Source organism: Pseudoalteromonas sp. FUC4 (assembly GCF_008370255.1).
Lineage (GTDB): Bacteria > Pseudomonadota > Gammaproteobacteria > Enterobacterales > Alteromonadaceae > Pseudoalteromonas.
The window spans coordinates 15,843-38,338 of sequence record NZ_SEUI01000007.1 but is presented as its reverse complement, the minus strand read 5'-3'; the positions used below and the strand labels follow the sequence as shown (position 1 = coordinate 38,338).

Annotated in this window: 21 protein-coding genes and 1 pseudogene; all 22 read right to left on the bottom strand. The window is 39.7% G+C overall.

Translation table 11 applies throughout. The features are described from left to right. Positions 1 to 32 precede the first annotated feature (32 nt). Positions 33 to 979 (bottom strand): annotated as a pseudogene (locus EU510_RS17535) (PDC sensor domain-containing protein). 232 nt (positions 980 to 1,211) lie between these two features. Then, positions 1,212 to 1,427 (bottom strand): EF-hand domain-containing protein, encoded by a 216-nt coding sequence (locus EU510_RS17530; protein ID WP_149594539.1) that lies wholly within the window; start codon positions 1,425 to 1,427, stop codon positions 1,212 to 1,214. 80 nt (positions 1,428 to 1,507) lie between these two features. Further along, positions 1,508 to 1,714, bottom strand: coding sequence for a calmodulin (locus EU510_RS17525; protein WP_149594538.1), 207 nt, complete (start codon positions 1,712 to 1,714; stop codon positions 1,508 to 1,510). A 169-nt stretch (positions 1,715 to 1,883) separates the two neighbouring features. After that, the gene (locus EU510_RS17520) at positions 1,884 to 2,096 is read right to left on the bottom strand and encodes a calmodulin (protein WP_007585535.1); all 213 of its coding nucleotides are present in this window, start codon (positions 2,094 to 2,096) and stop codon (positions 1,884 to 1,886) included. 629 nt (positions 2,097 to 2,725) lie between these two features. Further along, positions 2,726 to 2,941 carry a TIGR02450 family Trp-rich protein gene (locus EU510_RS17515; RefSeq protein WP_002958506.1) on the bottom strand — a complete coding sequence of 72 codons (216 nt, stop codon included), beginning with the start codon at positions 2,939 to 2,941 and terminating at the stop codon, positions 2,726 to 2,728. 80 nt (positions 2,942 to 3,021) lie between these two features. Beyond that, complete coding sequence (locus EU510_RS17510; protein WP_007378488.1) at positions 3,022 to 3,375, bottom strand: cupredoxin domain-containing protein; 354 nt, start codon at positions 3,373 to 3,375, stop codon at positions 3,022 to 3,024. A 20-nt stretch (positions 3,376 to 3,395) separates the two neighbouring features. Next, the gene (locus EU510_RS17505; RefSeq protein WP_149594537.1) at positions 3,396 to 5,642 is read right to left on the bottom strand and encodes a heavy metal translocating P-type ATPase; all 2,247 of its coding nucleotides are present in this window, start codon (positions 5,640 to 5,642) and stop codon (positions 3,396 to 3,398) included. After that, positions 5,632 to 6,075, bottom strand: a complete 444-nt coding sequence (locus EU510_RS17500) for a MerR family transcriptional regulator (RefSeq protein ID WP_149594536.1) — start codon at positions 6,073 to 6,075, stop codon at positions 5,632 to 5,634. Before EU510_RS17500 ends, EU510_RS17505 begins: the two co-directional genes overlap by 11 nt. A gap of 214 nt (positions 6,076 to 6,289) precedes the next feature. Then, complete coding sequence (locus EU510_RS17495) at positions 6,290 to 6,787, bottom strand: DUF2059 domain-containing protein (protein ID WP_149594535.1); 498 nt, start codon at positions 6,785 to 6,787, stop codon at positions 6,290 to 6,292. Between the two features lie 130 nt (positions 6,788 to 6,917). Next, positions 6,918 to 7,250, bottom strand: coding sequence for a Na+/H+ antiporter subunit G (locus EU510_RS17490; RefSeq protein ID WP_007378492.1), 333 nt, complete (start codon positions 7,248 to 7,250; stop codon positions 6,918 to 6,920). A 9-nt stretch (positions 7,251 to 7,259) separates the two neighbouring features. Next, complete coding sequence (locus EU510_RS17485) at positions 7,260 to 7,529, bottom strand: K+/H+ antiporter subunit F (protein WP_008165886.1); 270 nt, start codon at positions 7,527 to 7,529, stop codon at positions 7,260 to 7,262. Continuing rightward, entirely contained in the window at positions 7,523 to 8,059 is a 537-nt protein-coding gene (locus EU510_RS17480; protein WP_149594534.1) for a Na+/H+ antiporter subunit E, read from the bottom strand. Before EU510_RS17480 ends, EU510_RS17485 begins: the two co-directional genes overlap by 7 nt. After that, complete coding sequence (locus EU510_RS17475) at positions 8,059 to 9,576, bottom strand: monovalent cation/H+ antiporter subunit D (RefSeq protein WP_149594533.1); 1,518 nt, start codon at positions 9,574 to 9,576, stop codon at positions 8,059 to 8,061. The genes EU510_RS17480 and EU510_RS17475 overlap by 1 nt, the downstream gene beginning before the upstream one ends. Continuing rightward, a complete protein-coding gene (locus EU510_RS17470) occupies positions 9,573 to 9,926 on the bottom strand; it encodes a Na+/H+ antiporter subunit C (RefSeq protein ID WP_149594532.1) in 354 nt (117 codons plus the stop codon). The genes EU510_RS17475 and EU510_RS17470 overlap by 4 nt, the downstream gene beginning before the upstream one ends. Further along, the gene (locus tag EU510_RS17465) at positions 9,926 to 12,718 is read right to left on the bottom strand and encodes a monovalent cation/H+ antiporter subunit A (protein WP_149594531.1); all 2,793 of its coding nucleotides are present in this window, start codon (positions 12,716 to 12,718) and stop codon (positions 9,926 to 9,928) included. Before EU510_RS17465 ends, EU510_RS17470 begins: the two co-directional genes overlap by 1 nt. Before the next feature lie 215 nt (positions 12,719 to 12,933). After that, positions 12,934 to 14,109, bottom strand: coding sequence for a hypothetical protein (locus EU510_RS17460; protein ID WP_149594597.1), 1,176 nt, complete (start codon positions 14,107 to 14,109; stop codon positions 12,934 to 12,936). Beyond that, the gene (nlpI, locus tag EU510_RS17455) at positions 14,096 to 14,974 is read right to left on the bottom strand and encodes a lipoprotein NlpI (RefSeq protein ID WP_149594530.1); all 879 of its coding nucleotides are present in this window, start codon (positions 14,972 to 14,974) and stop codon (positions 14,096 to 14,098) included. Before nlpI ends, EU510_RS17460 begins: the two co-directional genes overlap by 14 nt. 141 nt (positions 14,975 to 15,115) lie before the next feature. Further along, positions 15,116 to 17,242 (bottom strand): polyribonucleotide nucleotidyltransferase, encoded by a 2,127-nt coding sequence (gene pnp, locus EU510_RS17450; RefSeq protein WP_149594529.1) that lies wholly within the window; start codon positions 17,240 to 17,242, stop codon positions 15,116 to 15,118. A 620-nt stretch (positions 17,243 to 17,862) separates the two neighbouring features. After that, complete coding sequence (rpsO, locus tag EU510_RS17445; RefSeq protein ID WP_002958490.1) at positions 17,863 to 18,132, bottom strand: 30S ribosomal protein S15; 270 nt, start codon at positions 18,130 to 18,132, stop codon at positions 17,863 to 17,865. 153 nt (positions 18,133 to 18,285) lie between these two features. Beyond that, positions 18,286 to 19,245, bottom strand: coding sequence for a tRNA pseudouridine(55) synthase TruB (gene truB, locus EU510_RS17440; RefSeq protein ID WP_149594528.1), 960 nt, complete (start codon positions 19,243 to 19,245; stop codon positions 18,286 to 18,288). Beyond that, positions 19,229 to 19,711 (bottom strand): 30S ribosome-binding factor RbfA, encoded by a 483-nt coding sequence (gene rbfA, locus EU510_RS17435; RefSeq protein WP_149594527.1) that lies wholly within the window; start codon positions 19,709 to 19,711, stop codon positions 19,229 to 19,231. Before rbfA ends, truB begins: the two co-directional genes overlap by 17 nt. A gap of 109 nt (positions 19,712 to 19,820) precedes the next feature. Next, complete coding sequence (gene infB, locus EU510_RS17430; RefSeq protein WP_149594526.1) at positions 19,821 to 22,481, bottom strand: translation initiation factor IF-2; 2,661 nt, start codon at positions 22,479 to 22,481, stop codon at positions 19,821 to 19,823. Between the last annotated feature and the right edge of the window lie 15 nt (positions 22,482 to 22,496).

Sequence of the window (22,496 nt, the reverse complement as noted above, 5' to 3'; positions counted from 1 at the left end):
TATTAAATAGTTATGTAATATAAAAAATCCTCCTACTTGGAGGATTTTTGTTTTAAACGAGCGCGCATTAATAGCGTTTCAGCCTTTGCCCCTAAATAAACATAAATAGCCAGTGCAATTAAAAGCCCCACTACTGCAAGCATCATCGCTATTGCAGGCATTAAATATTCCGATTGTCCCAACGCCGCTTTAAACATAGTTAACAGGGCCTCAATTGAAATAGCAATCAACACAGTAGATATAAACCGTGTAATAGTGCGCCGCGTAGATGAGTGCCTAAAAATATCCTTATGCATAAGGATTTCTTCCTCGAGTATTGTTTTACCTAAATCGAATACTGCTAATGCCAAGGTGATGTAAATAATGATGCTAAAGGGTTCAAGTGGGTCTGATGAGGTATCTACATGGGTTAATAGCGCGTATATATCACTAAAAACGATATTCAATAAAAATAATACTAAGCAAAATAAGCACGCCACAATAATACCGTAACCTGCTTTGAAGTAAGGCGACATATTAGCGCGCGCAGTATCACCCATTACAAACTCAATAAGCTGCGTTAAGCTCACATCAACGACCAAATAATGCTGATTATTAATTGGTTTTTTTAGCTCTTTAATCGCCGATATACATAAATGATTAGTCGCTATTGAAATGTAGGGATCAGTAAAGCACACTCTATTACTTGCTTTAGCGTTCAAAAATAGGGTCGCTCGCTTAAATCTTGTTGATTACCACTTTCACCTAACTTTTTGCTATATGCGCGTTTAAAGCAGACATTATTACCCTGCTGCAAACCTTCTGCATTTAAACAATATTGTAATTCTAAAAATGGGTACTGCTTAATCAGATAGCGAGTATCACGCTCTTTAGTTAACCCATCCTCAATACTCATCAAAATAGATTCAAGTAAGCTGTGTATTACATGCTCATATTCGTGGTAACGCTCAACACTACTGATATAACTCATCCGCGCCATTTTAAATACTCATTGACCTAAGTTATAAATAGATTTGCAAGTTTAAAACCAACAATAAAATAACTTAATAATCAGTAACTTGACACTATTAAAACTCAACTTTTGCACTACTTTGGTGACTAAATAGTAATATATTAAATTAAATGCACAAAAAAGCAGCTAAGTATTAATTACTTAGCTGCTTTGCGAGTATGACTGGTAAGGGTTTAGGCTAACTTAAATATAGAGCCTGCTACTGAACCTTTGAAAACTCTTCTTTAGATAATTCGCCATTTCCATCTGTATCTAATTGATCAAAAAGCTGTACTAGTTGCGAGTTTACTTGGGCTTCTGTTTTACTAATTACGCCGTCACCATCTGTATCAAAAGAATCAAAATCTACCGCAGCAAACGCCGCTGAAGAAGAAGCTAGGGCTACAATGGCTAGAGTTTTGTGTAATGTTTTCATAATCGTTTCCTTAGGCTTTGAGCCTGATTAGAGGTAAGAAGTCCTTTTCAAAGATCCTTTAGGAGTAAAGTGTCTATAAATTAGTATTCAAAAAAATCATTTTCTGTCGGGCCACCGCTACTTTGAACATTCAGCTCGTCAAATTGCTCTATCACTTGCAGTGACTCTTCAGAGCGACTAATTGAAGCGTTGTCGTCTGCATCGACTGTTGCAAAGTCTGTGTTTGCAAATACTACTGACGAAGAAACAATAGCCATAAGTACAAATGTTGATTGTAGCTTTTTCATAATTTAATCCTTCAAAAGTAGACAGTGTCCTAAATAAATTTGCTCTATAGTGCTCTCTAGTCACTTCCTGGTTATTCTTTTTAGTAGGCTCCCTTGCCTACTTAGGTTGTCTTTGGCAACTCAGAATTTAGATAACATTACAGAGCATTAACTGCTTAAGGCTTTAATTTTAGGCCTTAGAAAACTCATCTTCAGATAGCTCACCATCTTGGTTTGTATCGAGTTCTTCAAATTTGCTTAAAAGTTCTGCATCTACTGATGCTTCGGCTTGGCTAATTGCGCCATTGCCATCTACGTCTAGCGTATCAAAATCTGTTGCTGCAAAAGCCGCTGATGAAGAAGCTAGCGCCATTAGTACTAATGTTGATTGAAATGTTTTCATAATAGTATTCCTTCATTGGGTTGTTGCGATTAAGGCCTTTGGCTTTCATCACGTTTTGCTTAATACACTCTAGGTATTACAACTTCGGTGCCACTTTTTATTTGTTATTTAAAAACAATGAGTTAAATGATATAAAGCGAGAAAAGCTTAATTTGGGGAGGTGTTATTGTTGCTATTTAGCAACAGCCATTTAACTAAAAATAATAAAACATTATAAATCAATTGGTTAAGCTTAATTAAAAAGACACACTTTTGCTAAAAAGCCAATGAAGGGAGCGTTTGGGCTAGTCTTCAAAATAAACTGAATATGAACATGGAAATTACATAGGATTTATTCGCGGCTACTAAATAATTAATTTATTTTTAATCAGTAAGTTACATTATTTTTGAGATTTATTATAAAAATTCTGAAGGGATATTTTGAAATTAACTGTTTTGTTGCCAAATGGCGAATTTATCTAGGAAGGTTGCAATGTGAAGGCTAAATTGTAGCATTCAACTCATAATTTAATGCGTTGCAAAATATAGGTTCGCTTGAGTTAAGCAAACCTATATCGTGTGCCAGCTATCTGCAAAAGTGCCGCTAAAAGTGCCACTATTTGAGGAAGGTAAAATTATATAGATTTAAACTACTTCCACCCTTGTAGCCACTTTTGGTTATCTTTTAAATCTCGCCAACTGATTGGATATTGATTTTTTGACATAACAGCCTCAGTAATACATTCAATTACATTGCCGTCTTCATCAAATTCCACCTCAACAATAATGAAGTGTTTTTCTTTATTTATAGCAGGTGTTGCGGTCCATTTACTATTCAATAATTTTTTAGGGTTTAGTTTATTCATTGAGTATAACGACTCCTACTCATCTATTTATACAGCTTATATAAAGCAACTATACGACCCCAATACCTACTTAGCTCAGATTACTGGGCAACTAGCTTGCCTTTGTACATTTGCATTTGGCAATGAAAGTCGTATTCACCGGCTTCAAGTGCAGGTAGTTTAACGGTATTGCCATCACCCATTGCCAGCGTTTTACTTATATCAAGCTGTGGAAATACCACTGTTTCGGCGCACGGCGCGCTGTCTTTTCTATCAAAGGTAAGTACAACCTCTTTGTTGGCTGCCACTTTAATGTGTCCTGGCTTATAAACACCGTTATCAACGACTATCGTTACTTTGTTGTCATCACTTTGTGTTTGCTCTGGTTTGTATAGCCAAAACCAATAAATAATTGCAGCTATTAACAGTGCACCACCTATATTAATCATCAACATAATGTACTCCTTAGCTTAAATTACGATTTATTTGGTTTGAAAAAACGTAAGCGATTAGCGTTACTTACCACTGTAAGCGATGAAAGTGCCATAGCTGCACCTGCAACAACAGGGTTAAGTAGGATGCCAAAAAATGGATACAACACGCCAGCTGCAATCGGAATACCCGCCACGTTATAAATAAAGGCACCAAATAGGTTTTGTTTAATATTTGAAATAGTTGCATTACTCACTGCAATTGCATCAGCAAGGCCATGCAGCGATCCACGCATTAAGGTAATGTCTGCACTTTCTATTGCAACATCGGTACCTGTGCCAATTGCAAACCCTACATCGGCTTGTGCAAGTGCAGGGGCATCGTTAACACCGTCACCTGTCATACCCACTATTTCACCGTTTGCTTGGCGCTTTGTTACTTCGTTTACTTTGTCATCGGGCATTACTTCTGCAATAAAGTCATCAATACCAACTTGTTTAGCAACGGCTCGTGCAGTGGCTTTGTTGTCACCGGTTAGCATAACTAGGTGGATACCTTTATCTTGCAAGCGTTTAATAGCTTCAACTGAATCCTCTTTAATAGGATCTGCTACTGCAATAATAGCTTGGAGCTTATTATTACTTGCAAAATACATGGGCGTTTTAGCATCACTGGCAAGCGTTTGAGCTTGCTCGGTTGCATCATCAACGGCTACATCGTATTTATCCATTAGCGCTTTATTACCAAACAATAATGTTTGCCCGTCAACACTGCCAGTGACACCTTTACCTGTAATTGCGTTAAAGTCAGCTACTTTACTTAAAGTTAAGCCCTGCTTTTTAGCGTGTGCCGTAATTGCTTCTGCCAATGGATGCTCTGAGCTACTTTCAAGGCTTGCAACACGTTGCATTACTGTATTTTCATCACTGTTATTAAACGTAACTACATCGGTAACTTGCGGTGTGCCTTGAGTAATAGTGCCTGTTTTATCTAAAATCATGGTAGTGATTTTAGATGTTGTTTGCAGCGACTCACCATTTCGAATTAATATTCCTGACTCAGCAGCTTTACCAATACCCACCATAACCGACATAGGGGTCGCGAGTCCTAGCGCACAAGGACACGCAATAATAAGTACAGTGGTTATTGCAACAACGGCATAAGCAATTGATGGCTCAGGTCCAAAGTTTAACCATGCAAGCCCTGCAAGTACTGCAATAATCATGACTGTTGGTACAAATATTCCTGATATAACATCAGCTAAGCGCCCTATTGATGGCTTAGAGTTTTGTGCACGCTTTACCATATTGATAATATTGGCAAGTGTGGTTTCGCTACCAATGTGCGTGGCTTTAAATAATAAAGTGCCACTTTTATTAATACTTCCGGCAACGACTTTGTCGCCCGTTTTTTTGCGGACGGCCATTGGCTCACCAGTAAGCATTGACTCATCAACCGTACTGCTGCCTTCAATAACATCGCCATCCACAGGGATTTTTTCACCCGGGCGTACGCGTACTTCATCATTTTTTACAACATCACTAATGTCGATGTCTTGTTCTTGTCCATCGCGAATTACGCGTGCAGTTTTTGGTTGCAGACCAATTAAGCGTTTAATTGCTTGTGAGGTGCGCCCACGTGCTTTTACTTCAAAAGCGAGCCCTAAACTAATCAAACCGATGATCATCGATGATGCTTCAAAATATACGTGTCTTGCGACTTGTGGTAATAAGTTTGGTGCTATTACTACAAACATTGAATACAACCACGCAGTACCTGTACCAAGTGCTATTAATGTATCCATATTGGCAGCATGGTTTTTGAATGCCTGCCATGCACCGTTGTAAAATTGTTTACCTGATATAGCCATAACCACAAGCGTGACTATACCCACTAAAAACCATGCTATTCGTTGTGTGTCGGTGGTCACACTCATGTCAAAAATAAGCCCGTATATCATTAACGGCGCACCGACTCCTAACGCTAATATCATATTACGCATTAGCTTTTTATAATGTGCCTCATCCGACTTTGCTTTTTCATCAAGTGCATCTTGATCAGACTCGTTACTCATTGGCTTAGCTGAATAACCAATGTTTTCGACTGCTTTAATAAGCGTGCTTTCGCAAGCTTTACCTTCTACACGGACAGTACGCTCAGCAAAGTTCATTTCCACGTTTTGCGCGCCTTGCACGCTATTAAGGGCTTTTTCAATTTTAGCCACACAACTGCCGCAATTAGCACCTTCAATAATAAAGTTTTGCGCGGTGTCTTTTGTATTAGTCGTCATTACGCTGCTCCTTATTTGCAGAATCGTTTATTGGGTCAACAAAAGATTCTATTAAACTACACACGTCACTGGCATTTGCGCCATCGGCTGATGTATCCCACTGCTCAAGCGCTGCATGCATTCTGTTTCGTAATTTTAATGTTTCTTGAAATAGTGCTTCGGTTTCTTCTAGGCGTTTAGTAATAAGTTTACGCGTTAACGGACAAGGACAATTCCCCTGCTCTGACTCGCCTATAATGTGTTGAATATCTTTGAGTGAAAAGCCAAGTTGACGAGAGCTAATAATAAATTTTAAACGCTGCTGGTCTTGCTTTGTATATTCTTGATAGCCATTTTCTGCACTGCGTATTGGATTAAGTAACCCAACACGCGTGTAATGACGAACAGTATCGGCAGTCACGCCCATTAACTTGGCGAGTTGTTTAACATACATAATTTAGCCCCGTGGAATTTCAATAGTTCAATAATAAACCTATGTGCAACACACAGGTCAATAGAGAGGAGCATTAAAGCATAATTTAAATTTTCTGAAACTGATTTAGCGAAAAAGTAAAAGCGCTCTGGCTAGAGCGCTTAAATAAGAGAGGTAAAAGCATTAGAGCCTGTTGTTCTTTAAAACTTTGGATTTAATAAAAAATCGACGACCTTTAGTTCGCTTGCTCGCGTGAGGCTTTTAGCTCTTCACTTAGCTTGCCTGCTATCGCTTGAATTTTTGGCATTGCATCTTGTATTAGGCCTTGCGACATTTGCATAGACTCTTGCATTACAACAGGCATTTTTTCAAGTATTTTTTGCCCTGTATCTGTTTTATAAAACGCTAACATATCGGCAATCTCTTGCTCACTAAAATGCTTGTCGTACACGTTAACCATCATTGGCTGCATTTTAGCCCAACTCATTTCGGTTTTTAATACCGTCGTCATGTCGCTGTAGTATTTATCAAAAATAGCCTGTTCAGAAGGCTTAACGCCCATTTGGTCTGACATGCCTTTCATCATACCTTCAACCTGGCCGTACATAGAATCAACCATTGCATCCATGTTCATTACATTAATAAGTTCATCTATTTTTTGCTGCTTAGTATTTTGTTCAGCATACAAACTACTAGAAAAAATCAGTAACGATAAAAGTAGTACCTTACCCATAATAATATCCTTTCATATAAATAATCATTTTATGGTTACATTATTAATTAGTCTTGTAAAGGGTACAAGCAGTTACTAAAAAGGCCGAATAAAATGAATTTATTCGGCCTTTTATAAATATATTTTTATATTAATCGTCTTCTACATTATCTAGGCCTTTAGTGCCTTCTTTAGCTTTTAGCTTATGATGGATGGCCGACTTTATTAGCATGTAACCACTAATCGGTGCCGTAATTAGTAAAAATATAGTAATGAGTATTTCTTTAACACTTAGGCCATGCCCTGAATTAGCAAAATAAACCATAGCAGCAATTAACATACTCGCCATGCCCAACGTTGTTGCTTTAGTTGGTCCATGTAAACGCATAAAAAAGTCAGGTAGTTTAATTAAGCCTATTGAGCCAATTAAAATAAACGTACCACCAAATAACAATAATATTGATACAACCCATTCGCTGATCATGTTTTCACCTTATTCAATTATATCGCCACGTAGTAAATACTTACACACTGCAACCGTACTTATAAAACCGAGCATAGCAATAAGCAGTGCAGCTTCAAAATAAAGCCCTGTATCCATACTAATGCTGTATAAAATAATCAGCGCGATTACGTTAATGTACATAGTATCGAGCGCTAAAACACGATCAGGCACTGACGGACCGATGATCAACCGCCATAAATTAAGTAATAACGATAATCCAATCATTGAAAAAACAATGAGTAATACAATGTCTAACATTGAAATATCTCCTTTAGTGGAGCTTCGTAGCGTTGTTTAATTTGCTTGATAAGTGCTTCTTTATCTTTTAAGTCAAGCACATGTATCAGTAAGTAGCGTTGCGATGGCTCTTCCCCTTCAGCGAGTGATTCTGGAATAGGATAAACCTCAGCGCTAACCGTACCGGGTGTTAATGAAACACAACTAGCGAGTATGGTAATTGGCATATTATGCATTAAATCTATTGGGACTTTTACAAATGCAGGTCGTAACTTTTTCGCAGGGCCCATTATTAATAAAGCGACTTGTAAGTTAGCTACAACGATATCGTAAAGCACTATAATTAATTGTTTAAATGCTAAACCTGGCTTTAAAATAAGTGGCTGAGGATCGCGTAGCGAAAAGCTTAGAAGCGGTATAAATATGGCAAAAAAAGTTGCCAGCACCAAGTGCCCTGCCGATACGCTATTATTTAGTAATAGCCATATTACAAATAAAAACACACTTCTAAACGGGGTAGGTAACCAACGATAACGGGCTTGTAATCTCATTACGCACCTCCTCTAATTACAGCGTTAATACCACCGCTTATATCGTGTAACTGCGTAGCAGCATCAAGCATATATTCACTTATTGGACCGCCGAAAATGACTAACAATGGCGAGCAAGCAAGTAATCCAATAATTACGATTACTTGCAGTGGATGCGCATTTACGCCATCTGAACTTTCATTTTTTCTGTCTTTACGTTCCCAAAACAAGCTAGTACCTGCGCGCGAAAGTGCAATGAGTAATACAAAGCTCATAATTAAATAAACTGGCCAAAACAGCTGAGCTTGCTCACTATTTAAAGTGGTTTTAAGAATCCATATTTTTCCTATAAAACCCGATAAAGGCGGCATACCAACTACGGTTAACGCAGCAATAATAAAGCATCCTCCTAACAGAAGTGGCTGATTTACCATACGTCCACCAACGAGTCTGTCAGCAGCCTTGCCTCGCTGAGTTGCAATTAAATCAGCTAATAAAAAGAGCGCCGCACATACAAGAGTTGAATGTACTAAATAGTATAGAAGTGCAGCCGTTGCATTTATGTTTTGCAATGCTACAAGAGCAACCAAAGTACCTACTGATACCACGACCAAATTTGCGGTGAGCTTACGAAGGTCTTGCGCTGCCATAACGCCGATAGCGCCTACAATAATAGTCGCAATTGCTAAGCCCCATAACCAAGGCTGAGCCATATGCTCAAGCAAACCCGCTTGCTCACCAAATATTACGGTATATACACGTAACATCGCATAAACGCCTACTTTAGTCATAATTGCAAACAGCGCAGCTACAACAGGTTTTGCACTTGCATAAGTATTTGGCAACCATAAGTGTAGTGGTAATAGTGCGCTCTTAAGTGCAAATACAACTAACAGTAATAAACCACCTGCTTTAGCTAAATATACGTCGTCACCTGTTAATAACGAGACTTTTTGAGCCATATCAGCAATATTTAATGTACCAAGTACACCGTATAAAATACCCAAACCAATTAAAAATACGCTTGAACCAACTAAGTTCAATATTACATATTGCAGCGCGGCACGTGTATTTTGTTTATCCCCCGCATGCATTAGCAGTGAATAAGATGCTATAAGCAATACTTCAAAAAATACAAATACGTTAAATAGATCACCGGTCAAAAAAGCGCCGTTAACGCCTAACACTAAAAAGTGAGCGAGTGGGTGAAAAAAGTTACCCTTAGCATCATCACCAGCACAGCTATATAAAATAACACCTAGGCCAAGTAACGATGTAAGCGCAACCAAAAGCGTAGAAAGCATATCGGCTACAAGTACGATACCAAATGGTGCTGACCAGTTACCGATGGCGTAAACGTTAATACCCGTATTATGTACGTGTATTAAGAGAAGCACGCTAATAGCAAATGTGATAATTGCCATAATAGACGACGCAATACGACGAATATATAAACTTTTTCCACATGGTGGTAGCAGTAAAATAACGGCTGCTAGCATAGGCAGTAAAATAGGGAGGGAAGCTAAATGTTGAATCATTTTTGCTCCTTACTTTCAGCTGCACTTTTTACTAAATGGCCGTCAACATGGTCACTGCCTAAATCGGCGCGCCCACGTATTGCTAAAATAACCACAAAGGCAGTCATTGCAAAGCCAATCACTATTGCAGTAAGCACTAATGCTTGTGGCAAAGGATCAGCATAATCTGTACCGGTACCCAATACCACCGCTTTATTTATAGTAAGGCGACCCGCTGAAAACAAAAATAAGTTAACAGCGTATGAAATCATAGTAAGCCCAAGTACAACAGGAAACGTACGAGCTCTTAGCAATAAAAATATACCGCAACTGACCAATACTCCAACGCAAGATGCGTACAATAATTCCATTAAATATTTACCTCTTTTTTCTGGGTATCTGCTGTCATATTACCTAAGCTTGCTAAAATCATTAATGTAGCACCTACCACTGTTAGGTAAACACCTAGGTCAAATACAATGGCGCTGGCAAGCTCTGTTTTACCTATAAATGGAATATCAAAATAATCAAACCATGTGGTTAAAAATGGCTTATCGAAGAACCAACTTCCTACCCCAGTAAATAGTGCGATACCAATACCTGACGCAATTATCTTTCTATAATTAACACCAAAGCGTTCGCTGATCCACGCCGAGCCATGTGCCATATATTGTAAAATAAAGGCAATAGACGTCACTAAACCTGCTATAAAACCACCGCCTGGAAGATTGTGCCCACGTAAGAAAATATAAGCCGATACCAACAAGGCAAGTGGTAATAAGCTATGTGAAATACTGGCTAATAAAATAGGATGGCGCTCTCGTGCCCAAGGTCTGCCCTCTCCATCACTGGCTGGCATAAATAGTGGGATTCTCGAAAGTACTTTAAATATACCCAGTGCAGCAATACCTAAAACGGTAATTTCTCCAAGCGTATCAAAACCTCTAAAATCAACCAAAATAACGTTGACTACATTGGTACCACCACCGCCTGTTTTAGCGTTTGCAATAAAGAAGTCAGAAATTGAATCTAGCGGGCGAGTAAGCAATGCATAGCAAATACTTGCAATAACAACACCCAATGTTGAGGCTATGCCTAAGTCGCGCAATACACGTAATGAACTCGACTCTTTTGGGGTGTGTTGCGGCAAAAAGAATAGTGCCAACATAAGTAAAATAACGGTAGCAACTTCTACTGTTAATTGAGTAAGCGCTAAATCGGGAGCCGAAAAACGTGTAAACGCCACCGATACCATTAACCCCACTATTGAAATCATTAGCAGCGCGACGACTCGCGAACGATGCCAAATAACAGTAGCTATTGCACCTATTATTAATAAACCTGCGCCAATTGCATTATGAACATCTACCGGTGTCCGTGGCATAGTGCCAGCAAGCTCTTGCATTTCAAATAATGGCCAGCCTGCACACAGTAATACAACACCTAACATAATAACTATATAACGTTGTAGAGAGCCATTTTCAATTTGACTGATTCTTGATTGGCACCACGCTATCATCGATAAAACAGCGCGTTCAAAGGTTTTTTTAGCGTTGAGTGGAGGTAATGAAGCCTGGAACTGAAATAAATATCGACGATTAATATAAATAAACAAACCACCTGCCACAGCCATGGCACTCATTAGTAGCGGTAAGTTAAAGCCATGCCATAAAGCCACTACATAATCAGGCATCGCTTTGCCTAATACAGCTGAAGATGCTGCAGATAAAATACCGCCGACGATAAAGTGCGGGAACATACCCACAAGCAAACAAATTACCACGAGGATTTCTATCGGTACACGCATGTAACGCGGAGGTTCATGAGGAGTACGCGGTAAGTCAATTGGGTCGCCATTAAAAAACACATCATGAATAAAGCGCGCAGAATACGCGACCGAAAATGCCCCCGCAATCGTAGCCAAGACCGGTATTAACCATGACATAGAGCCCAACACTTGCTGATGCAGCGTTTCTGCAAAAAACATTTCTTTAGATAAAAAGCCGTTAAGTAAAGGCACACCTGCCATTGATGCAGCCGCGACCATTGCAAGCGTGGCCGTATAAGGTAAAAATCGCCACATACCGTTAAGTTTGCGCATGTCCCGAGTGCCCGTTTCATGGTCAATAATACCCACAGCCATAAATAGCGACGCTTTAAAGGTTGCATGATTGATGATATGAAAAATAGCAGCAACAGTCGCAAGCTCAGTATCAAGCCCTAATAGCAGCGTTATTAAACCTAAGTGGCTTATTGTTGAATAGGCTAACAGCCCTTTTAAATCATGTTTAAATAAGGCTATATAAGCCCCAAACAACAATGTAGCTAAACCTGTTAATCCAACAAGAATAAACCACGTGTCGGTGCCTGCCAGCGCAGGATAAAAACGCGCTAATAAAAATATACCGGCTTTGACCATGGTTGCAGAGTGTAAATACGCACTCACTGGCGTAGGCGCTGCCATTGCATGAGGAAGCCAAAAGTGAAATGGGAATTGTGCCGACTTTGTAAACGCACCAAGTAATACAAGAACCAATGCTACTTCGTATAAATCGTGAGATTGAATTATCGCTTTGCTTGCTAAAATTACATCTAAGTCGAAACTACCAACAATATCACCTAGAAGCATCAAGCCTGCAAGCAATGCTAAACCGCCTGCCCCGGTAACAGCCAGAGCCATACGCGCGCCTTTGCGTGCTTCTGACTTATGCCACCAAAAACTAATTAATAAAAATGAGCTGATGCTCGTTAATTCCCAAAACAGCCAAAGTTGAATAACGTTGTTAGACATGACAATGCCGAGCATTGCGGTCATAAACAACATTAAATAACTATATAACTTAGCCATTGAGTCGTTAGCGCTGAGGTAGTAACGGGCGTATAAGATAACGAGCAAGCCTATGCCTAAAATCATAAACATAAACAGTAAACTGAGGCCGTCTAAGCGCAGGGATAAATCGAGCCCTAATGACGGGATCCATGATAAAGAGTAACGAATGGTTTCGCCCGCTAAAACTGCAGGTGCATGGTATAAAGTTATTCCCAAAGCAGTCAAAGGCGCAAGAGCCGTTAAACTAGTGCTTAAATTGCGGGACAACTTACCTGTGCATGCAGAAATAACACTGCCAATTAAGGATAACAAGGGTATCCAGAGCAAAGTCATAATGTAGGGCCTTTTATAATCATAAGTTTATCAGGGCATCTCTTTTTAATACTAAGGGATGCTTTTACTGCCTGTTTTTAAACGACATTAATGACTATAGTTATACTGAAAAACACTGATTTTGTCTATAAAAAGCGGTTCTGTATGGGGGTTTTTTAAACATGAACTAACAATTTATTGAGACTAAAAAAACAATTAATTAATACTGGTAATTGTTAATTTAATATAGCCTTATTTGGAAATGTAAGCGCGCTGGAGTGGCGATAAGAATTACCATTGGTCATATCTAAATGCTTCAACCAAAGTTCTCTATACTGCGCCGAGAGCCCTAACTGCTGATACTGCATAATAGACCAATTTTCACTAGGTTTATAAGCAATACCACCTGTCTGGCAACTCTTCGCTTTATGCCAACCAGTTGGCGGCGACTCATCATGAGAAATAAATAAATTAGGTGCCACAAAACCTGTCTTTGCACACAACCATGTTTGTTTAGCTTTAGGCAAAGCGTATTCATCTTCAAAACCGTTAAAATGCATCAGCTCATGCAAAAATACACTGTATTTTGATTTTGAGTTTATTAGCATTGTCCCTTTGGTAACATTAGCCGTTCCATCGCTGGGCATCATTACTATAAAATCAAAACCTTCCGGTAGTTGATCATTGAGTTTAGATGATTGCCAATCACATTTTGCTACCTGATTAACATTACTTTTGCACTCAAGTGTACCCGCTACGTAAACTGGCTTTGAAAAGCAAAAAATATTTTCACGGGGCTCTGGTTGTTTATTATAAGCATTAATAAACTCAGTAAGTTTATATAAACCACTACGATGATCGCTCATAGTCAGCACGTTAAACATACATTGCTTATTAGGTTTACTTATATTTATTAAAGATGAAAAACCGAGATCGTGAATAAACTCGGTAGATATTTTGCTCTGTGGTGTTTTTAACTGAAGCTTTAGATGATTTAGCACATCCCCCGCTGGTAATTTATTTTTACTAGCGAGTAATTTTAAATCGATCCAACGTGAGTGGTCAAGTAACTTTGCTGCTAATATTTTACGCTCTAAAATTGTTAACTCATTTAATGCTCTGAGCCAAAATTGTTTTGCAGTATCGCTCTGACCGCTTTTAATAAGCTTAAGAGAATACATATATTGTGCTGAAGAAATTTGATTGCGAGCGAGTACAGATAAAGAGGTATTTGGTAACTGCTCTAGGTGAGCAGAAAAATAATCAGGTGAATTCCAATAACTTTGTAGCACATTGGCTTTTGCATTTAAAACATGCCAAAAGCCAATAGCGCCAAGATGGTTACTCGAGCCTGTAATTAACAAACAACATAGTAATACACCTATTGATTTAAAACGCTTAACTTGCGTCAACACCTTGCATCAACTCAAGCTCTAAACGCGCATATTTGTATTCAATAAACTCGTGTACGTTAGTAGCAAGCGCAAGCCTAAAATAGTCTGAAGCTAAATACAGCTCACCTGCTGCTTGATGCATTTTGGCTAAATAAAAATAAGCTTCGCATAAACGCTGCGCATATTCTTGCTCAGTTCTAACACCATCACTAATGCCAGATAAAAATGCATGTTCACTCATATCCCCCGTATAAAGAGAAATTAACTGATACGCCCATTGTGATTCATCAAGTGCAGTGGCATTTTGTTTAAGTGCATCAAGCGCAACGCCTTTATCTTCTTGTGCTTGTGCTAAATAAACCCATAAAACTCGGTACGGATCTTTTGGAGAGCGAGCTAGAAATTCATTAAAATCATTTTTAGCAAGGCCAGCTCTGTCGCCGTAATACAGTGCAATACCTCGATTTAAATAGGCGTATTCATGTTCTTCATCAAGTTCTAGGGCAGAATCAAAAAACTCATAGGCTTTTTCATACTGCTGCATAAGCGTATGTTGAATACCTAAAAAATTATACACTTCAGCTAAATCAGGTTTGAGCTTTACTGCGCGATTAAAATCAATACGTGAAAGAGTAGTCATACCTAGACTATCAAAAAGTACACCACGGTCGTAATAAAGCTTAGCTTGTTGCTCTTCGCTTAAGTCAGCCCTATTCAATAACTCTGAGTAGCGTGCAATAGCAATTTCACTTCTAAAGTCAGAAGCTAAAGGTGCAGTAAATGGCACATTAACAATCGGGGTTGGTTCTGATTCTGTTGTAGTTTGGCAAGCGCTTAAAGACAAAATAGCAAAAGATGCCAAAGCTAAATGTTTGAGTATCATTAAAATCCTTAATACCAAGATATATCGCGATTAATATAAGACAGACCTTGTCCAATAAGGTTTCATTAAAGCATAAAAAAAGGGGCTAAACAGCCCCTTTTTTACTATCTAGCTAATATAACTAGATTAATAAGTTAGCAATTACGCGTCAGTTGGCGCGTCAGCTGCAGATGCTGCTGATTCCATTGCTTCTTTAATACTTAGACGTACACGGCCTTGGCGATCTACTTCTAGTACTTTAACTTTAACTTCTTGACCTTCGCTAAGGTGATCAGCCACGTTATTAACGCGCTCAGTACTAATTTGAGAAATATGTACTAGACCATCTTTACCAGGAAGAATGTTTACAAACGCACCGAAGTCTACGATACGTACAACTTTACCTTCGTAGATAGTACCTACTTCAAGTTCAGCTGTTAATTGCTCAATACGGCTAATTGCATTAGCTGCACTTTCGCCATCTGTAGCGGCAATTTTAATTGTACCGTCATCACCGATTTCAATCGTTGTACCAGTTTCTTCAGTAAGCTGACGAATCGTTGCGCCACCTTTACCAATAACTTCAGCGATTTTCTTCTGTGGGATTTTCATTGTATATATGCGAGGAGCAAACATTGATAGCTCTTCAGAAGGAGCAGAAATCGCTTCATCCATCACTTCTAAGATATGTAAACGTGCAGCTTTTGCTTGTTTAAGCGCAATTTGCATGATTTCTTGAGTGATACCTTCGATTTTGATATCCATTTGAAGTGCAGTAATACCCGCAGCAGTACCGGCAACTTTAAAGTCCATGTCACCTAAGTGATCTTCATCACCTAAAATGTCAGAAAGAACAACGAATTTTTCGTCTTCTTTAACTAGACCCATCGCAATACCAGCAACAGATGCTTTAATTGGTACACCCGCGTTCATAAGTGCTAGTGAAGTACCACAAACAGACGCCATTGAAGAAGAACCGTTTGATTCAGTAATTTCAGATACTACACGGATTGAGTAAGGGAACTCAGTAAGTGTAGGCATTACAGCTGAAATACCACGCTTAGCAAGGTTACCATGGCCGATTTCACGACGCTTAGGAGAACCAACAAAACCAGTTTCACCTACACAGAATGGAGGGAAGTTGTAGTTAAGCATAAAGTGGTTTTTATGAGTACCAGTTAAATCGTCGATTAACTGTGAATCACGTTCTGTACCAAGTGTCGCTGTTACTAACGCTTGAGTTTCGCCACGTGTAAAGATAGCAGAACCGTGAGTACGCGGTAATACGCCAGTCATTACGTCTAGTGCACGAATCATATCTGGTTCACGACCATCGATACGTTTTTCGCCAGCAGCAATACGGCCACGAACGATTTTCTTCTCAAGTGAACCGAAGATTTTGCCAATTTCTTGCTTGTCTAAAGACTCGCCTTCAGCAAGTTCAGCAGTTAATACTGCAACAACTTCATCTTTAGCTTCGCCAAGAGCTTCTTTACGCGCTACTTTATCAGTGATTAAGTAAGCTGCGCCTACTTTTTCGGCAGCAATAGTTGCTACTTTGTCTTCTAATGCAACATTTTTCTCAGGTGCAGTCCAATCCCAAGTAGGCTTGCCTGCTTCTGCTTTAAATTCTTCGATTGCTGTAATGATTGCTTGAGATTGCTCATGACCATATACAACAGCGCCAAGCATTACGTCTTCTGCAAGTACGTTAGCTTCTGATTCAACCATAAGTACCGCTTTATCAGTACCAGCTACCACTAAATCAAGTTGGCTTTCTTCAAGCTCTTTTAATGTAGGGTTAAGTACGTATTCGCCGTCGATGTAACCAACGCGAGATGCACCAATTGGACCACTGAACGGTATACCAGAGATAGCAAGTGCTGCTGAAGTACCAATCATCGCAACCATATCAGGTTGAATTTCAGGGTTAACAGAAACAACAGTAGCAATAACTTGTACTTCGTTTACAAAGCCGCTTGGGAAAAGTGGACGAATTGGACGGTCAATAAGACGTGCAATAAGAGTTTCGCCATCGTTAGGACGCCCTTCACGCTTTAAGAAACCACCAGGGATACGACCAGCAGCGTACATACGCTCTTGGTAGTTAACTGTTAGTGGGAAAAAGTCTTGGCCAGGTTGTGCTTCACGCTTACCAACAACAGTTACTAAAACTGAAGTGTCGCCAATGCTTGCAAGTACAGCGCCGTCTGCTTGACGAGCGATTGCACCAGTTTCTAGAGTCACTGTATGTTGACCTAGTTTGAATTCTTTAATAATTGCTTGCACTTAAAATATTCCTTAAATGTATTCTAATAAGTTGTCATCAAAGTACCAATTACAGTACATAATTGTATTCAGTTGGAAATCAATTAAGTACTACAATTGGCAATGATGTGAATAATTGCAGATAAACCTTTTTACCTACGCGCATAGTATATACCAAAGCTACTTCAAAATGCGAGTCTAGGGTGTGTTGATCTTTGTGGATTGAAATTTGTTCAATCTAGGGTCGATTTAATCACGGCGCGAGATTTGTAACCTAGTGGGCTAAGTAAAAATCGAGCAACAAAGAGTTAATCGCCCCTAGGATGAACCCGCAGGGCAGCGCATGTTTGGCATTTATGCTGCGTTATCGCCTATTTATGGGGAATAACCACACTACATAGGCGCTGCCTTGCCTAAAGACCAAACATACAGCTGCAAAATTAATCACGAAAGGTCAACACACACTCGCTACTAGATTTAAGCAGGGCTAATGAGTGGGTAAATACAAGGATGCTTGATAAGCTATGAAATAGGAGTTTTACAATATAATTCAATAAGTTTATAAATTTGTTTTATTTTCAAACACAAATTTTAGGCACAAAAAAAGGAGCTAAAAAGCTCCCATTTCTATAATCTAGTTCTTAACGACGTAGGCCAAGTTCTTTGATTAGTGCAGTATAACTAGTGATATCTTTACCTTTAAGGTAATCAAGTAGTTTACGGCGAGTGCTTACTTTACGAAGCAGACCACGACGTGAGTGGAAGTCATGCTTGTGATCAGCAAAGTGACCTTGAAGCTTGTTGATATCATAAGTAAGTAATGCTACTTGTACTTCTGATGAACCTGTATCGCCTTCTGCACGTGCAAATTTAGCAATGATATCGATTTTTTCTTGATTGCTTAGTGACATAGTAACTCCAAAAATTAAATTTAAAAGGTGTCTTAGCCGATCACTAATTCAGCCAAAACGATTAAGCGGGCGTATTCTATCAACTGTGGGGATAACTACAAGTTAATTATTCCCATCTACAACTAATAAGCCACTGCTGGGCACATTAATTGCTTACTCAGGCTTTACGTAATCATCTTGCTGGCTAGCAAGACCACGCTTAACCTTTAAATGGCCGCTTGAGTTGCGCTCGCCAGTACCAATAAACACACCATCCGCAACAACTTTAATTGCACCCTCAGGTAAAGCTTCAGGTAACTCGACTGCTTGCCCATGACTAAATACATTGCCCTGCTCTTTCGAAATTTCAATAACAGGTAAATCAGTTAAAGCAGTGTCTATAGGTAATAACAACGAGTCTAAATAAGTCGAAGGCGCAAGCTCTTCTGCTTTCGCTTTAGCAAGCAACGCTTCAATTTCATCAAGCGAAACCATTTTATCTGCCGGATACTGACCAACAGCAGTTCTATGAAGCATTATAACGTGTGCGCCACAGCCTAGGTTTTCGCCTAAATCATCAACGATTGTACGAATATACGTCCCTTTGGATACATGAGCCGTCATTTGTAATACGTTGTTTTGTTCATCAAATTCGTCAAACGATAAGCTAAACACATTTATTTTTCTGCATTTACGAGGGACTTCAATACCCTCTCGTGCGTACTTATATAATGGTCTACCTTGATACTTAAGTGCTGAGTACATTGATGGATATTGATCTGACTCACCAACAAAAGCTGCAATTTCTTTTGTTAACTGCTCACGTGTCACATTCACATCTTTCGTACTTACAATTTCACCGTCTGAATCTGATGTTGTTGTACGCTCACCCAATTTTGCACGAACGATATAGGTTTTATCTGTATCGAGTAAAAATTGCGTAAACTTAGTCGCCTCACCAAAACAAATTGGCAGCATACCTGTAGCAAGCGGATCTAAAGCCCCAGTGTGTCCTGCTTTTTGTGCAAAATAAACACCTTTCGCTTGCTGTAATGCTTTATTTGACGAAATGCCTTGCGGTTTGTTTAACAACAAGATACCGTCAACTGCACGGCCTTTACTGCGCTTTGCCATCTGTATCAGTGCCTTCTTCGCTATCTGTATCTTCTACGTGCTTAGTACTTTGTTCACTATCTGAAGTATCAGCATCAACACTTTCTACATTTTCATCGACATGCTTTGCGTTATCTTCGCGGATAATAGAATCCACTAAATTAGAAATACGCATACCTTCCATTAGAGAGTTATCAACTACAAACTTTAACTCAGGCATTATACGAGCACGAATACGCTTACCAAGTAACGAGCGAATATAACCCGTTGCTTCATTAAGTACTTTTGCGCTTTGCTTTGCTGCATCTTCATCTTGCGTATTAAACACAGTGATGAAAATTTTGGCATAAGATAAATCACGCGATACTTCTACCGCTGACACTGTCACCATACCTAAGCGTGGATCTTTAATTTCGCGTTGTAAAATTACAGCAATTTCTTTTTGGATTTGCTGTGCAACACGATCAGTGCGAGAAAATTCTCTCATTGCATTTGTCCTAAAATCATAACTTATTGAAATTTAATAATAAGCTAATTAAATAATGGATACACAAATGGGGGCTAAGCCCCCATTTATTAGTTTAGCGAGCTAACAATTAAAGAGTACGTTGTACTTCAACTGTTTCAAATACTTCGATTTGGTCACCAACACGTACGTCATTGTAGTTCTTAACGCCGATACCACATTCCATGCCGTTACGAACATCAGCAACATCGTCTTTAAAGCGACGAAGTGACTCAAGTTCACCTTCATAGATAACCACGTTTTCACGTAGTACACGGATTGGAGCGCTACGTTTAATAACACCTTCAGTAACCATACAACCAGCGATTGCGCCAATTTTTGGAGACTTGAATACGTCACGAACTTGAGCAAGACCAATGATTTCTTGTTTAAACTCAGGTGCTAGCATGCCTGACATGGCTTGCTTAACTTCTTCGATTAAGGCATAAATTACGCTGTAATAACGAAGATCTAAGTTTTCAGTATCAATCACTTTACGAGCAGAAGCATCAGCACGAACGTTAAAGCCAACTACAATTGCGTTAGACGCTGCAGCTAGTGTCGCATCAGTCTCAGTAATACCACCAACACCTGAACCTACAATCTTCACTTTTACTTCATCAGTAGAAAGTTTAGTTAGTGAATCAGAGATTGCTTCGATAGAACCTTGAACGTCTGCTTTAAGTACCACGTTAACTTCAGAAACATCACCTTCAGTCATGTTAGTAAACATGTTTTCAAGCTTAGCTTTTTGCTGACGTGCTAGTTTAACATCGCGGAACTTACCTTGACGGTATAAAGCAACTTCACGCGCTTTACGCTCATCTTTAACTACAGTCGCTTCGTCGCCTGCAGCTGGAATACCAGAAAGACCTAAAATCTCTACTGGAATCGATGGACCCGCCGACTTGATGTCTTTACCGTTTTCATCGCGCATTGCACGAACACGGCCATATTCAAGACCACATAATACAATGTCACCTTGGTTAAGCGTACCAGATTGAACGAGTACTGATGCAACTGGACCACGGCCTTTATCAAGACGAGATTCAATAACAACACCTGCAGCCATACCTTCGGTAGGGGCTGAAAGCTCTAAAAGCTCAGATTGCATAAGTACAGCTTCAAGAAGGTCATCAATACCTAAACCAGTTTTAGCTGAGATATGAACGTACTGCGTATCGCCGCCCCATTCTTCTGGGATAACGTCTAGCTGAGCTAGTTCGTTTTTAACGCGATCTGGATCTGCGCCTTCTTTATCCATTTTGTTTACAGCAATGATTAAAGGAACGCCAGCTGCACGTGCATGCTGTACCGCTTCTTTAGTTTGTGGCATAACGCCATCATCTGCTGCAACTACTAAGATTACGATATCTGTCGCTTTAGCACCACGAGCACGCATTGATGTAAATGCAGCATGTCCTGGAGTATCTAAGAAGGTAATCATATTGCCGTTCACATCAACATGGTATGCACCAATATGCTGTGTAATACCACCGGCTTCGCCAGAAGCAACCTTCGCAGAACGAATGTAATCTAGCGTTGATGTTTTACCATGGTCAACGTGACCCATTACAGTTACTACTGGAGCACGAGGCTCTGACTTACCATCTTCATGGCGGTCATTAAGTACTGTTTGCTCTAATTCGTTTTCTTTAACAATGATAACTTTGTGACCCATTTCTTCTGCAACTAGTTGTGCAGCTTCTTGGTCAATCACTTGGTTAATAGTAACCATGTCGCCCATTTTCATCATTGTTTTAACAACTTCAGCGCCTTTAACGGCCATGCGTGATGCAAGCTCGGCTACTGTAATTGTTTCGCTAATACGCACTTCATTTTTAACATCAACAGTTGGCTTTTGGAAACCATGCTGCAGCGATGCTGGTGCTTTTAACTTAGACTTGTTACGGCCTCTTGACGCTGCAAATTTATCTTTTGCTGGCGCTTTTTTCTTTTTCTTAGCACGGCGTGTACCTTGCTCATCACGAGCATCGGCAACATCTTCTGCTTCACGTGCATAAGTAGAAGTCGTAAGATGGTGATCCGCGGTTTCTTCGCGTTTCTTACGTTCTTCTTCTTCTTTCTTCCAGCGTGCTGAATTCTCTTCAGCTAGCTTTCTTGCTTCTTCTGCTTGACGTTTCGCTTCTTCTTCAGCTTTCTTCAATGCGGCCTCTTCTGCTTCTTTTTGCAGACGCTCAGCTTCTATGCGATCTTTCTCAGACTTAGCACTTTGCTCTGGGGTCATCTGCTTTTGTTTCGCTTTACGCTCTGCATCAGCTTTGCGTTTGGCTTCTTCTTTGGCTTTACGGTCAGCGTCTTCTTTCGCCTTGCGCTCTGCCTCTTGTTTCGCTTTTAATTCTGCGGCTTCTTGCTCAGCTTTTTGCTGCTCTTCAAGACGTACTTTTTCTTCAGCGGCTAAGCGTGCTTGCTCTTGTTCTTGCTCCATTGCGCTTTTCTTCACATAGGTACGTGTTTTGCGAACTTCAACTTGAACATCTTTTGCTTTACCCGTAGAGCCAGTCACACTTAGTGTGCTTTTGCTCTTACGCTGTAAAGTCATGCGCGCTGGACCATCTGAACCTGTACCGCCATGATGCTTGCTTAAATGATCAAGTAACGTTGCTTTTTCAGCTTCTGTTACGTTATCAGTTGCTTGCTTAGTGATACCTGCTTGTGAAAACTGCTGTAGCAATTTATCAACAGTCGTACCTATATCGCCGGCTAGTTTTTCAACATTTACTTCTGCCATAGTGTGTAATACCTC

What these genes read in the sequence shown, in the direction of transcription:
- EU510_RS17475 (WP_149594533.1), bottom strand. Translation starts at nt 9,576, where the DNA reads ATGATTCAACATTTAGCTTCCCTCCCTATTTTACTGCCTATGCTAGCA.
- EU510_RS17485 (WP_008165886.1), bottom strand. Translation starts at nt 7,529, where the DNA reads ATGTTAGACATTGTATTACTCATTGTTTTTTCAATGATTGGATTATCG.
- EU510_RS17530 (WP_149594539.1), bottom strand. Translation starts at nt 1,427, where the DNA reads ATGAAAACATTACACAAAACTCTAGCCATTGTAGCCCTAGCTTCTTCT.
- EU510_RS17525 (WP_149594538.1), bottom strand. Translation starts at nt 1,714, where the DNA reads ATGAAAAAGCTACAATCAACATTTGTACTTATGGCTATTGTTTCTTCG.
- EU510_RS17465 (WP_149594531.1), bottom strand. Translation starts at nt 12,718, where the DNA reads ATGACTTTGCTCTGGATACCCTTGTTATCCTTAATTGGCAGTGTTATT.
- EU510_RS17500 (WP_149594536.1), bottom strand. Translation starts at nt 6,075, where the DNA reads ATGTATGTTAAACAACTCGCCAAGTTAATGGGCGTGACTGCCGATACT.
- EU510_RS17510 (WP_007378488.1), bottom strand. Translation starts at nt 3,375, where the DNA reads ATGTTGATGATTAATATAGGTGGTGCACTGTTAATAGCTGCAATTATT.
- truB (WP_149594528.1), bottom strand. Translation starts at nt 19,245, where the DNA reads ATGGCAAAGCGCAGTAAAGGCCGTGCAGTTGACGGTATCTTGTTGTTA.
- EU510_RS17515 (WP_002958506.1), bottom strand. Translation starts at nt 2,941, where the DNA reads ATGAATAAACTAAACCCTAAAAAATTATTGAATAGTAAATGGACCGCA.
- EU510_RS17480 (WP_149594534.1), bottom strand. Translation starts at nt 8,059, where the DNA reads ATGAGATTACAAGCCCGTTATCGTTGGTTACCTACCCCGTTTAGAAGT.
- rbfA (WP_149594527.1), bottom strand. Translation starts at nt 19,711, where the DNA reads ATGAGAGAATTTTCTCGCACTGATCGTGTTGCACAGCAAATCCAAAAA.
- EU510_RS17470 (WP_149594532.1), bottom strand. Translation starts at nt 9,926, where the DNA reads ATGGAATTATTGTACGCATCTTGCGTTGGAGTATTGGTCAGTTGCGGT.
- EU510_RS17520 (WP_007585535.1), bottom strand. Translation starts at nt 2,096, where the DNA reads ATGAAAACATTTCAATCAACATTAGTACTAATGGCGCTAGCTTCTTCA.
- EU510_RS17490 (WP_007378492.1), bottom strand. Translation starts at nt 7,250, where the DNA reads ATGATCAGCGAATGGGTTGTATCAATATTATTGTTATTTGGTGGTACG.
- infB (WP_149594526.1), bottom strand. Translation starts at nt 22,481, where the DNA reads ATGGCAGAAGTAAATGTTGAAAAACTAGCCGGCGATATAGGTACGACT.
- EU510_RS17505 (WP_149594537.1), bottom strand. Translation starts at nt 5,642, where the DNA reads ATGACGACTAATACAAAAGACACCGCGCAAAACTTTATTATTGAAGGT.
- nlpI (WP_149594530.1), bottom strand. Translation starts at nt 14,974, where the DNA reads ATGATACTCAAACATTTAGCTTTGGCATCTTTTGCTATTTTGTCTTTA.
- rpsO (WP_002958490.1), bottom strand. Translation starts at nt 18,132, where the DNA reads ATGTCACTAAGCAATCAAGAAAAAATCGATATCATTGCTAAATTTGCA.
- EU510_RS17495 (WP_149594535.1), bottom strand. Translation starts at nt 6,787, where the DNA reads ATGGGTAAGGTACTACTTTTATCGTTACTGATTTTTTCTAGTAGTTTG.